Genomic DNA, 11,209 nt, shown 5'->3' on the forward strand with positions numbered 1-11,209 from the left:
CCTCCCTCCGCCCGGTGCGAGGTCATTTGGCGACGTTTTGCTGCGCGTACTGCACGGCTTTGTCCAGCGCTTCCTTGCCCGAGATCTCACCGGTGACCGCCAAGGCGATTTGTTGCTTCGCGTAGGTCTCCATGGCCTCGGTGTACTGCGGTGCGCCGGTCATCTTCGCGTTGCCCATCTGCTTGGCCGCAAGTGAGGTGGCCACCTTCTGCAGTTCGTTGACCGGCGTTCCGGCGAACGCGGCGGGGTCCGCGTTGGCCGCCTTGGTGCCGGGGAAGAAGCCTGCAGCGAGCTTGACGAATGCGATCTGGTTCGAGGTGTTCGTGACGAACTCCGCGAAAGCCAGCGCGGTGGCGGAGTTCTTCGATTTCTTCGAGACGCTGATGCCTTGCACGAACAGCGGCGGGTTGCCGAACCCGTTGGTGACGTCCACGTTGGGCAGGAGGTTCGGGGCGTTGACCGCGACGTCCTTGTCGATGTAGTTCGGTCCGGCGGTCGTCCACACCACGCCGCCGGTGTTGAAGATGTTGACGTTCGAGCCCGCGGTGCCGGCGACCTGCAGCGCCTGCGCCGTGATGGCGCCCGCCTTGTAGAGCTTGGCGTAGCGGTCGATGACCGCCGCGGCCTTCGGCGTGTTGAAGACGAATTTGCCGTCCTTGTAGATGGCGTCGGTGGCGCCGACGATCTGCAGCATCTTGGGGCTGGGGACGGAGGACATGGTCGCCACACCGGATGCGGCGAGTTTCGCGGCCGCGTCGAGGGTGTCCTCGAAGGTCGCCGGCGCTTTGGCCACGCCACCCTTGGCGAGAAGGTCCTTGTTCCAGTAGTTCAACTCGGTGCCCAGGTACCAGGGGAAGCCGAACGAACCGTCGAGGCCGTCGAACTTGTAGGCGCCGACGCCGCCGTCGACGTAGTCGCCGAGGACCTTCGAGTCCTTCTTCAGGTCGACGAGCTGTCCGGCGGAAGCGAGCGAGTATGCGTACTCCGGCGGAAGGTTGATGACGTCCGGGAGTTCACCGGACCCGGCTTGCTGCAGGACCTTGTCCTCATAGCCGTCGCCGGGCTGGTCGATCCAGTTGACCGTGACTCCCGGGTGCTCCTTCTCGAACGCTTTGACGACGGCCTCGAAGTAGGGGGTGAATTTGTCGTTCTTCAGCGACCAGGTCTGGAAAGAAATGCTTCCGGTGATCTTTCCCTCGCTGGCGGAAGCGCCAGGCGAGGAGGTGCCGCCCGTACAAGCGGTGAGGGCGAGTGCTGTGGCCACCGCGATGCCTGCGGCGCCAGTCGTTCGGATCTTCATGGACAGTCTCCTTCGAAGGGTCCAGGCTGCTACGTCTCGGGATGGGTCGCAGTCGCAACCTACTACTAAAACGGTATAGTGGCGATAGCTTGCCACACCGAGCGCCGAACCGTCCAGTGCCGGACGACACCGGCCAGACACTGATTTCCCGGAAAGGACCGCGATGACCCGCCCCGTCGCCCCGCTGCGCTTCGGCGCCAACTACACCCCGTCGTCCGAGTGGATGCACGCGTGGATGTCGCTGGATCTCGACGAGGTGCGCAGGGATTTCGCCTCGCTAGCAGCGATCGGCCTCGACCATGTGCGGATCTTCCCGCTGTGGACGTTGCTCCAGCCAAACCGAACGCTGATCCGCGAGAAGGCCGTCGACGACGTCCGCGCCGTAGTTGACACGGCGGCGGAATTCGGACTGGATGTCAGCGTGGACGTCATTCAGGGGCACCTGTCGAGCTTCGACTTCATCCCTTCCTGGCTGTCCACCTGGCACGACAAGAACATGTTCACGCACCCCGATGCACTGAGCGGACAGGTCGATCTGGTCACCCGCCTCGGCGAACGGCTCGGCGACGCAGCCAACTTCCTGGGCTTCACCCTCGGCAACGAAACCAACCAGTTCTCGACCTCGACCCACCCATCCCCCTGGCCGGTCACCGAGGCTGAGGCCGCGAACTGGATCACGACGCTCCTGGATGCCGCACGCACCTCTGCTCCTGCGCAGCAGCATGTGCACAGCGAGTACGACGCCGCTTGGTACATGGACGGACACGGCTTCACGCCCGCGCTCGCCTCCCGCCTCGGCGATATGACCACCGTGCACTCATGGATCTTCAACGGCACGGCGCAGCGCTACGGCGGCCGCTCCGTGGCATCCGACCGCCACGCCGAGTACATGATCGAACTCGCCCGTGGGTTCACTACCGACCCCACCCGAGCGATCTGGCTGCAAGAGATCGGCGCCCCGTCGAACTGCCTGACTCCTGCGCAGACCCCGGGCTTCTTGGAGGCGACGCTGCGCTCCGTCGCACGTACCGAGAACCTCTGGGGCGTCACCTGGTGGTGCTCGCACGACGTAAGCCGCAGCCTCGCGGACTTCCCCGAGTTGGAGTACACGCTCGGTCTCGTCGACCAGAACGGCGCGGCGAAGCCGATCGGACGCCGCTTCGCCGAACTCATTCCGGAGCTTCGCGAGCGGCAGCCCACCCCTGCGCGCACCCTCGGCATCGTCGTCGAAGTCAACGGGAACTCGACGCCGATCAGCCGCGGCGCGATGAGTCCGGGCGGCGCGATCTTCCAAGCCTGGGTGGACGCCTGCACAACAGGTGCTGACCCGGCCATCGTCACGTCGATCGATGCCGCGAAGCCCGAGGTTCTCGCCGCGCGCGGCATCACCGAGCTCATCCGCCCCACGGCCAGCCGGATCGCCTACGCCTCCCGGAACACCGTGGTCTGAGACCTTAGCGCGGGACGGCGGTACTCTCGCGCACGGTGAGCTGCGGCATGGCGCCGACGCGGTCCGCCAGTACCTCTGGGGCATCGATCTGCTCAAGCAGGAATTTTGCCGCTTCCGCCCCGAGCCCGAACGTGTCGCGGGTGATGCAGGTGATCGAAGGGTGCACGAGCCCTGCGACGACCGAGTCGTCGAACGAGGCGACGGAGAGATCCTTCGGGACGGGCACCCCCATCTCCTGCGCGACGCGAAGGCCGGCGATCGCCATCACGTCGTTGTCGAAGACCACGGCCGTTGGCCGCTCCAGCCGGCTCAGGAGGCTGCGCATGGCCGCGGATGCCGCGGCTGGCGAGAAGTCGGTGGCGATCACCTCTCCGCGCACCCCGCGTTCACCGAGGCCGGCGAGCACCTCGGTGCGCAGGCGCGTGTGTTGGAACTCCGCAGGACCTGCGACGTAGGCGATCGAGCGATGACCGAGGGCGCCGAGATAGTCGAAAAGAGAGTGCGCCACCTGCCTGTCGTCTAGCCAAATCGTCGCCGGGTGGCCCTCGGGGGACGCGTGGCTGCCGAGAACCACCGCGGGGAGGGCGAGATCGCGCAGGACGGGGAGGCGCGGGTCGTCGTCACGAGGATCGATGACAATGACCCCATCGACCTGCTTGGCGCTGTGCCAGCGGCGGTAGGTCGCCACTTCCTCCTCGACCGAGGAGACGAGCACCATCTGCATCGCGATGCGTTTCCCCGAAAGGGCCGACTGGACGCCGGCGATGAGGTCCGTGAAGAACGCCTCGGCACCGAGGGTCCCTGCCGAGCGGTTGACGGCGAATCCGATGACCCCGGCGTGCGAGCCGACGAGCGCCCGGGCCGCCGAGTTCGGAAGCCATTGGCTCTCCTCGGCGATGTCGAGGATCCGCTGTCGCGTCTGCGCACTGACGCCCGGCCGTCCGTTCAGCGCGAAGGACACCGCCCCCGGCGACACCCCGGCCAGCCGGGCGATGTCCGTGATGGTCACACGCTTCGCTTTGTTCATCCTTCAACTGTAGCGATACAGGGTCATCTCAAACTTTTTCTGTGCGTGGCAGCTGCCACCTGCTACCGTTTTACTAAATCGCTATAGTTGCACACTGTCGGGCGCCTTCACGCCGATTTTCGAAGATGCCCCCTCAAGAAGAGAGAGCAATGAGACGAACAACAGCATTCGGCGCAGGGTTACTACTCGCCGGACTCGCCGCCTTCGGCCCGCAGCCTGCGGTAGCCGCTGAGACACCCAAGTCATCGGTGGGGAACACCGCGCATTGCAAGGCCGAACCGCTCACGATGGCGTACTACCGGACCTGGCGCGACGTCACGGTGCCACACAACGCCAACTCGAACTTGCCCCACCCGAACGTCACTCGCATGAGTGACCTCCCTCCGGAGATCGATGTGGCCATGGTCTTCGACGCCGGCGCCACGGCCAACACCGACTACTGGGCTGCACTGCGCGACACCTACGTCCCGGCACTGCATGCGCAGGGCACGAAGGTGGTCTACACCCTGTGGCTAGAGCGCCTCGCCAAAGCCGACATCCCCCTGACCGAGGACGCGTACCGCGCCTACGCGAAGGAGCTCGTCGACACCTTCGTCACGAAGTATGGCCTTGACGGGATCGACATTGACGTCGAGTCCTATCCACAGGGCGACGAGCTCACTCGCGCGATCGGCGTATTCAATGCCCTCGGCAAACTGATCGGCCCGAAGTCCGGCACCGACAAGATCTTCATCTACGACACCAACCAGGACGGCAACACCCCGCTGTTCAAGGCCGTGCACCAGAACGTCTCCTTTGTGCTCCTGCAGGCCTACGGCCGGGGCACGTGGGGGATGCAGGGGACCTGGAACACCTTCGCCGATAAGATCGCTGCCTGTCAGTTCCTGCCCGGCTTCTCCTTCCCCGAGGAGCAGGATCGGACGCGTTGGGGTGACGCCGAAGGCCTCTACGATCCCGCTACCGCGCCGCGGAGTACTGCGTACCAGTACGCGACCTGGCAGCCGGAGGGTGGCTCCCCGAAGGGCGGGTTCTTCGCATACGCTGTGGACCGCGACGGAAAGGCCTGGGGCGATGACACCATCACGCCTACCGCATTCTCTTGGATGAAGAACCTGTCCGCAGTGCAGGACAAAGCCGCGGGCGTCGTGCCTAAGAGCACCTGGTCGCTGGCGGTAGCATCCACTCCGGCGCACGGGAGCGAGGTGGGTCCGGGCGACGCGGTCGTCTGGACGGTATCGGCGACCGCCGGGCCCGTCGACGTGCAGGGCGCGATCGTGGCTGTGGACCTCAGGGACCTCGTTGACGACGCGACAATCGAAGGTCTCACGGCGTCGAGCGGTACGATCCAGCAATTTAGTGGCGCCGCGGGGTGGACTGTGGATCTGCCCGCCGGTAAGAGCGCGACCCTGACGGTTTCGGCGCGCATCAGCGCTGCCGATCCTGAATCCGACGCGATGTCGGCGGCTGCCGAGGGGCCTGTTCCGGGCCGGGTCTCGGCGGCTGCCGAGGGGCCTGTTCCGGGCCGGGTCTCGGTGGCGGTCGCCGGCTTTGCGCCACGCGCCGACCTGGTAGCCTGCGAGGGCTGCACGGCCATTTCCCTCACGGTGGCGCGTTCCGGGCCGATACCGACGGTCACCCCGACACCGACGGTCACCCCGACACCGACGGTCACCCCGACACCGACGGTCACCCCGACACCGACCGGGACCGCCACGCCGACGCCGACGGTCACGCCCACCGGGACCGCCATGCCGACGCCGACGGCCACGCCGATCGCGACGGCGACCGGGGCCGGGATCACTACGGGCGCGGGGCCAAAGTCTCCCCTCGCATTCACGGGCGCGTTCGATCCGTTCTCCTGGCTGGGCGTCGGGGCACTCCTCGCCGCTATCGGCGGGGGGATGGTTGTCTGGCACCGCAGGGTTCGCCGCGGCTGACACGCAGGGAATTCCTATTGCTGAACGCCCTTTTCCGACGGAGGCTTTGGTGTCGCAGATCCCGAATAGTCCGCCGGAACAGTGGCATCCATCGGATGCGACTGTTCCGGGAACCTGCTCGACGTGCCTGCTTCACGGCACCGGAGTGCGCCTGGTTCACTACGCCGACAAGGCCAGTGCAGCTCCTCGCGACACCTTGGTCTATTCGGCCTGGATCATCAACGATTCCGGCGAAGACCTCACCGATGTCACTCTTGTACTGCGATCCTTCACCAACGCGGGCATGGAGGATCTGAAGTACGCGACAGGTCCGTCCGTCTTGACCTTGGGTCCGATGTCGGCCGGAGGGGAAACCGAGTTGGTCTTCACGTATGTCGTCACCGAAAGCGACCAGCGCCATGCAGGGGAGCTCATCAGTGCCATGGCTGTCCAGGCAGTGACTGCTTCCGGGGCGAAACTTTGGGACGAATACGACGCGATCACGCCCATTTGCTTTCCTACATAGCCCGCTCAATGGGTAGTCACTCGCCTCCATCGCGGGGCGGGTGCCTACTTTTGCCCTTCCTTTTCTGCCACTGCCAGGCGTGCCAGAACAGAAGTGTCGCCAGGATGATGGCGGCGGTCTGGAGAAGCTGTGGGGTCATGGTGCTCAGGATGTAAGCGATTGGCATGGTATTTTCCGGGCTGGGGGTGAACGGGGTCATAGCCTCATTGATGATCACCATGATGGCTATGGCGAGTGCCAGCTCCAGCACCCACAACCCGATAATGAAAGGGTTCACCGCAGCTCTGCGCTGAGGTTCCTCAACGGCGCCTAGGTGATGCTCCAGCGCATTCCCGTGCTCGTCGATTTCGTGGAATTCAATCCTGGCTTGAGCCTCGTCCATGGTCCGTTCCCCCGGTTTGGCGGCCGTTGCCTCGCCCTTGGCGGCTTTTCCGGCGCACGTTTGAGGCACTCTACCGCGTCCAGCGGGAACGCACGAGTACCGCCGTCGACATGGCACCCGCCACGCGGGGCCCGACGGGGCTAGTCTGGGCGCATGACAACTCGTGCCAACGAACTCACCGCCTTGGTCACCGGCGCTACTGCCGGGCTCGGTGCCCAATTCGCCCGCCAGCTGGCCGAATCGGGCCACCACCTCGTCCTTGTGGCCCGCGACGAAAGTCGACTGCGGGCGAGCGCTGAAGTGCTCGAGCGGGACTTCAGTATTTCGGTGGAGGTCCTGCCCGCAGACTTGACCTCCGACGTCGGGGTTTCGGCTGTCGCGGCCAGGCTGCGGGACGCTTCGCGGCCGGTGGACGTGCTGGTCAACAATGCCGGAATCGGTTTGCTGAATTCTTTCGAGAAGAACGATGTGGAAGACGAAAAGCGGCATTTGCGGCTGCATGTCCAGACGCCGATGGAGCTGTGCCACGCGGCCTTGGAGGTCATGTTGGCACGCAAATCAGGCCGGATCATCAACGTCGCCAGCGTTGCGGCCTTCGCGAACCGGGGCAGCTATTCGGCAGCCAAGGCGTGGCAAGTCAGCTTCAGCCGTTGGGCGAACACTGCGTATGCGGGCAGCGGAGTGAAGGTCACCGCGGTGTGCCCGGGGTTCACCCACACGGAATTCCACGATCGCATGGGCATGGACAAGTCGGTGGCTCCGCGCTTCTTGTGGCTGAAGGCCGAGCGCGTCGTCCGGGAAGGATTGGAAGACAACGCCAAGGGTAAAGGGGTATCCATCCCGACGAAGCGTTACAAAGCGATCACCGCCGTCATGCGTTTCCTGCCGGCGAAGCTTACGTCAGGTCCGCCCCGCCTCGCCGCGAAGCAAGTAAAGTAAGCCGGGGCGCCTGGAGCAGCACCGCCACCGCAATCCCGATCAAGGCCCCTACGAACGTCTCCACCCCGCGTTCAAGGACCAGCACGCCTGGATCGGAGGGCGCAGCCAGTTGGGTCATCAGCAGGATGACCGGGGTGAAGAACACCATCGCCCAGCCGTAGTGCCTGCTCATGAACAGCTCAGTGGGGAACTGGAAGCCGATCACCAGCAGGGCAAGGATGATGGTGGTTTGCCCGGGGAAATAGAGCAGTGGGGAAAGCGGTCCTGGAAAGAGTACGACGGCGACAATCCCCAATCCGAGGAACGTCCCCACGATGCGGTGGATGCCGCGGTGTAACCGGCTGGGCATATCGGCTCCGGCCAGCGGAACAGCGGCGGCCGCCATGGCCCAGTGCGGGTGCCCGCTGCCCGTGAGTACTCCGCAAGCACCTGCCGCGCCGACGGCGAGCACATACCGGGCCGCGTGAAGGGCGGCTGCTTGGCGCAGCCGCGCCGAGGACGCCGGAATGTCCCGGATGGCGCCGCGTTTCCACACCCGGTACCGAAGCCACCCGGCAAAACCCACCACCATCGAGAACGCTGCCGACGCCGCGCAGATCAGGACCGCGGCATTGAAGGGGATGGTCGCGGGAACGGAAGCGCATGCCCCCAGGGCCAGGATTCCGAAGAACGGTCCGTTGGGCTTGAGCCGCACCTTGTCCGAGAACAGCGAGCCCACGCCCGCCAGCAGCGCCTCGACTACGACCAGTCCCCAAGAATGGATGTGCGAGACGGACAAGAACGTGCCCACCGAGACACCAGCCAGGAGCACCGCGGCAGCTTGCGCTTGGTGCTTGAGCCGCAGTTGGTGTGACTCGGCACGGCCGTACATGCCGGTCAGGGCGCCGAAGACTGCGTAGATGATGAGGTCCGCCCGGCCAACTGCGAGAAGCACTAGCGCCGGCGCTGCGACGCTCAGCGCGACGCGGACGGCAGCCAGATGATCGTTGCTTGCCGGTGGAACGGTACTAAGCGCACGGAAATGGGCCAAGATTGATCGCAACGGGACACCACCAACCAATTCAGCCGATCATTGGGAAGCTATCAGCACCCCAGGATCCGCGCCATTAGCTGGGTCACAACGTTGCTTTGTGCGTCCCCACCCAACTAGCTCGCATTTGTTGTCGTTATGAGGCCCCATAACGACAACAAATGCGAGTCAGTTGGGTTGGCGGGAGGGGGGTCACGCCGGGAAGCATCGCAGCGCCGTCGAACGGGCGGATTCCAGCGCTTCGCGAACGGGACGTTTGCGGTGTTGTTCGGAGAGGATCTCAACGCCCCACGGCCCTTTGAAACCGATGGCCTGGAGGGTGTTGATGAACCCGGTGACGTCCTGGTCTCCTTCTCCACAAAGACGGCGATTGTCCCGGGTGTCCTCGAAGAGCGTCCCCTTGATTTCCGCGTCCGCGTCATTGAGTTCCACCCCGAAAATCTGCTCGGCGGTGACGCTGCGGGACAGATCCTCCAAGCTCGTTCCAGCGCGGAAAACATGCCAGTAGTCAACCACTAAACCGCAGTCTGGCATGTCAACTGATCGCATGAGCTCGGCGGCCGCCGGCATCGAACCGACCATCGAGAACGGCATGGGCTCAAGGGCGATGCGCGTCCCTCTTTTGGAGGCCTCGGTTGCCAGGCGTCGTAGTGGCTCCACTAGGAAATCAAGGTCATCCAAGGGCTCGCCGAACGCCGTTCCAATCTTGATGAAGCGCGCCCCCAGTATTTCGGCGGCGTCAAGGAGGAGCTCGAACTGCGGCCCCCATTCATGGGACAGGGAATCGTCCCACCAGTTTGTGAGTAACTCGACTTCGACGTGGCGGAAGCCTGCTTGGTCAATGAGATTCTTGAGCCCGGAGAAACCGATGGTGTCCCTTGCAGCGACGAGATCGTCGTACGCCAATCCGAACCCTGCCCATCCGGTTGAGGCGATGGCTTCCAAACGCTCGCCGATAGGGACAGGACTGATCTCGGGCGTATTCAACGGCGCGATATTTCCTGCGCTCGTCCAGCAGGTCGCGATTAGTTCGGGGGTGCTTGAGTACGTCATCGTTCTCCTCGCGACGGTGCGCGGCTAGTTAAGGCAGGTGGGTGGGAACACCCGTCGACTATTCAATTGGAACGCTCCATTGACAATTGGTCAAGCCTTGATTTAGCGTTGGAGCGTTCCATAAAGCGATGTGGATCACACCCGTTCACAGCTAGATGGTTCCGTCCTCCCACCATGTCTTCGAAGGCACAGCAACGGGGTCGACGGTCGAAATACGCGACATCAAAGGAGATCTCACGTGGCAAAGTTCAATTGGCGGCGGGGCGCAGTAGCCCTTGCCGTAGTACCGCTTCTGGCCCTGGCAGGATGCTCAACCGGCGGCGGGAAGCCGGCCGACACCGCCAACGCCGCGGGTGGGGGGCAGGCGGCAAGCACTCCGCGGATCAAGGTTGCGCTCATCACTCACGCCGAGGCTGGCGATACGTTCTGGGACATCGTGCGCAAGGGTGCGGAGGCCGCGGCAGCGAAAGACAATGTCGAGGTTCTTTACACGAGTGATGCTGATGCGGGGCGCCAGTCCCAGCTGGTGCAGCAGGCCATCGACCAGAAGGTCGATGGCATCGCGGTCACGATCGCCAACCCGGGCGCCATGAAGGATGTGCTGAAGAAGGCCACTGACGCCGGCATCCCGGTGGTGAGCTTCAACGCCGGCGGGGACGTCTCCGCGCAGATGGGGGCGTTCACCCACTTCGGCTCCAACGAGACCCTGGCTGGCGAAGCGGTCGGCGCCAAGCTGGCGTCGCAGGGCTACAAGCACCCGATCTGCGTGATCCAGTCACAGGGACAGGTGCAACTCGAGCAGCGGTGCGCGGGTGTGAAGACGAAGGTGCCCGGCACCGAGATCCTTTATGTCAACGGGGCCGACATGACGGCGGTGCAGTCCACTGCGACGGCGAAGCTGCAGGCCAGCAAGGATGCTGACGTGATCATCGGGCTCGGCGCCCCTATCACCTTGACCGTTATCAAGGCCGTGACAGATGCCAACAGCCCGATCAAGGTGGCCAGCTTCGACCTGAACCCTGCGCTGGCACAGGCGATCAACGATGGCAAGGTTCTGTTCACTGTGGACCAGCAGCCGTGGCTCCAGGGCTACCTGTCCATTGACTCGATCTGGCAGAACAAACTTGGTGGTTTCAAGGTCGGTGGCGGGCAGCCTGTCCTGACGGGCCCGACGATCGTGGACAAGTCCAATATTTCCGATGTGCTGAAGTTCGTTCAGCAGGGCATCCGCTAATCCGATGATGGTTCAGCTCGCGCGGCATGACTTCCTTGCCGCGCGAGCTGACAGAGAAGGAAGTGTGTTCCATGGCTTTAGTTACTGCCCCGGCGCCCAAAACTGCCGCGGATGAGCGGGTCGCGAAGCGGAGCCCGTTGAGCAAGTTGATGGCCCGTCCCGAGGTCGGTGCCCTGGTGGGGGCCGTTGTCCTCTTCATTTTCTTCGCTTCGGTGTCCGGGACGTTCACCCAGCCGAATGCTTTGGCGACGATCCTGTATGGTTCCTCGACGATCGGGATCATGGCGGTGGGGGTGTCGTTGTTGATGATCGGTGGCGAGTTCGACCTCTCCACGGGTGTGGCCGTGATTTC

Annotated in this window: 10 protein-coding genes and 1 pseudogene; 6 read left to right on the top strand and 5 right to left on the bottom strand. The window is 64.2% G+C overall.

What is annotated here, in order from left to right:
- Window positions 1–22: 22 nt before the first annotated feature.
- Window positions 23–1,300 carry an extracellular solute-binding protein gene (locus AB0O52_RS21145; RefSeq protein WP_364541941.1) on the bottom strand — a complete coding sequence of 426 codons (1,278 nt, stop codon included), beginning with the start codon at window positions 1,298–1,300 and terminating at the stop codon, window positions 23–25.
- Window positions 1,301–1,463: 163 nt separating this feature from the next.
- Here AB0O52_RS21145 and AB0O52_RS21150 point away from each other — a divergent pair, with 163 nt between their 5' ends.
- Window positions 1,464–2,750 carry a glycosyl hydrolase gene (locus AB0O52_RS21150; RefSeq protein WP_364541943.1) on the top strand — a complete coding sequence of 429 codons (1,287 nt, stop codon included), beginning with the start codon at window positions 1,464–1,466 and terminating at the stop codon, window positions 2,748–2,750.
- Between the two features lie 4 nt (window positions 2,751–2,754).
- Here AB0O52_RS21150 and AB0O52_RS21155 read toward each other — a convergent pair whose 3' ends face one another.
- A complete protein-coding gene (locus AB0O52_RS21155; RefSeq protein ID WP_364541946.1) occupies window positions 2,755–3,777 on the bottom strand; it encodes a LacI family DNA-binding transcriptional regulator in 1,023 nt (340 codons plus the stop codon).
- A gap of 149 nt (window positions 3,778–3,926) precedes the next feature.
- Here AB0O52_RS21155 and AB0O52_RS21160 point away from each other — a divergent pair, with 149 nt between their 5' ends.
- Both AB0O52_RS21160 and AB0O52_RS21165 read left to right on the top strand, forming a co-directional pair.
- Complete coding sequence (locus AB0O52_RS21160) at window positions 3,927–5,714, top strand: hypothetical protein (RefSeq protein WP_364541949.1); 1,788 nt, start codon at window positions 3,927–3,929, stop codon at window positions 5,712–5,714.
- Between the two features lie 49 nt (window positions 5,715–5,763).
- Window positions 5,764–6,219, top strand: coding sequence for a hypothetical protein (locus AB0O52_RS21165; RefSeq protein WP_364541952.1), 456 nt, complete (start codon window positions 5,764–5,766; stop codon window positions 6,217–6,219).
- A 16-nt stretch (window positions 6,220–6,235) separates the two neighbouring features.
- Here the strand turns inward: AB0O52_RS21165 and AB0O52_RS21170 are convergent, their stop codons facing one another.
- Entirely contained in the window at window positions 6,236–6,601 is a 366-nt protein-coding gene (locus tag AB0O52_RS21170) for a hypothetical protein (protein ID WP_364541955.1), read from the bottom strand.
- Between the two features lie 153 nt (window positions 6,602–6,754).
- Here AB0O52_RS21170 and AB0O52_RS21175 point away from each other — a divergent pair, with 153 nt between their 5' ends.
- Window positions 6,755–7,540 carry an SDR family NAD(P)-dependent oxidoreductase gene (locus AB0O52_RS21175; RefSeq protein WP_364541957.1) on the top strand — a complete coding sequence of 262 codons (786 nt, stop codon included), beginning with the start codon at window positions 6,755–6,757 and terminating at the stop codon, window positions 7,538–7,540.
- Here AB0O52_RS21175 and AB0O52_RS21180 read toward each other — a convergent pair.
- Together AB0O52_RS21180 and AB0O52_RS21185 are read right to left on the bottom strand one after the other, a co-directional pair.
- On the bottom strand, window positions 7,497–8,582 hold the full coding sequence (locus tag AB0O52_RS21180; protein ID WP_364541960.1) for an FUSC family protein: 1,086 nt from the start codon (window positions 8,580–8,582) through the stop codon (window positions 7,497–7,499). The two genes, AB0O52_RS21175 and AB0O52_RS21180, sit on opposite strands and share 44 nt — an antisense overlap.
- A gap of 180 nt (window positions 8,583–8,762) precedes the next feature.
- Entirely contained in the window at window positions 8,763–9,623 is an 861-nt protein-coding gene (locus tag AB0O52_RS21185) for a sugar phosphate isomerase/epimerase family protein (RefSeq protein ID WP_364541963.1), read from the bottom strand.
- 238 nt (window positions 9,624–9,861) lie between these two features.
- Here AB0O52_RS21185 and AB0O52_RS21190 point away from each other — a divergent pair, with 238 nt between their 5' ends.
- Together AB0O52_RS21190 and AB0O52_RS21195 are read left to right on the top strand one after the other, a co-directional pair.
- Window positions 9,862–10,857: a substrate-binding domain-containing protein gene (locus tag AB0O52_RS21190; protein ID WP_364541966.1), complete on the top strand. Its 996-nt coding sequence runs from the start codon at window positions 9,862–9,864 to the stop codon at window positions 10,855–10,857.
- 71 nt (window positions 10,858–10,928) lie between these two features.
- Window positions 10,929–11,209: pseudogene (locus AB0O52_RS21195) on the top strand (ABC transporter permease); the annotation flags it as partial.

Source organism: Arthrobacter sp. NPDC080073, assembly GCF_040686575.1.
Classification (GTDB): domain Bacteria; phylum Actinomycetota; class Actinomycetes; order Actinomycetales; family Micrococcaceae; genus Arthrobacter.

Excerpts from the sequence above, each read along its gene's own strand:
- AB0O52_RS21145 (WP_364541941.1), bottom strand. The coding sequence starts at position 1,300 with ATGAAGATCCGAACGACTGGCGCCGCAGGCATCGCGGTGGCCACAGCA.
- AB0O52_RS21150 (WP_364541943.1), top strand. The coding sequence starts at position 1,464 with ATGACCCGCCCCGTCGCCCCGCTGCGCTTCGGCGCCAACTACACCCCG.
- AB0O52_RS21155 (WP_364541946.1), bottom strand. The coding sequence starts at position 3,777 with ATGAACAAAGCGAAGCGTGTGACCATCACGGACATCGCCCGGCTGGCC.
- AB0O52_RS21160 (WP_364541949.1), top strand. The coding sequence starts at position 3,927 with ATGAGACGAACAACAGCATTCGGCGCAGGGTTACTACTCGCCGGACTC.
- AB0O52_RS21170 (WP_364541955.1), bottom strand. The coding sequence starts at position 6,601 with ATGGACGAGGCTCAAGCCAGGATTGAATTCCACGAAATCGACGAGCAC.
- AB0O52_RS21175 (WP_364541957.1), top strand. The coding sequence starts at position 6,755 with ATGACAACTCGTGCCAACGAACTCACCGCCTTGGTCACCGGCGCTACT.
- AB0O52_RS21185 (WP_364541963.1), bottom strand. The coding sequence starts at position 9,623 with ATGACGTACTCAAGCACCCCCGAACTAATCGCGACCTGCTGGACGAGC.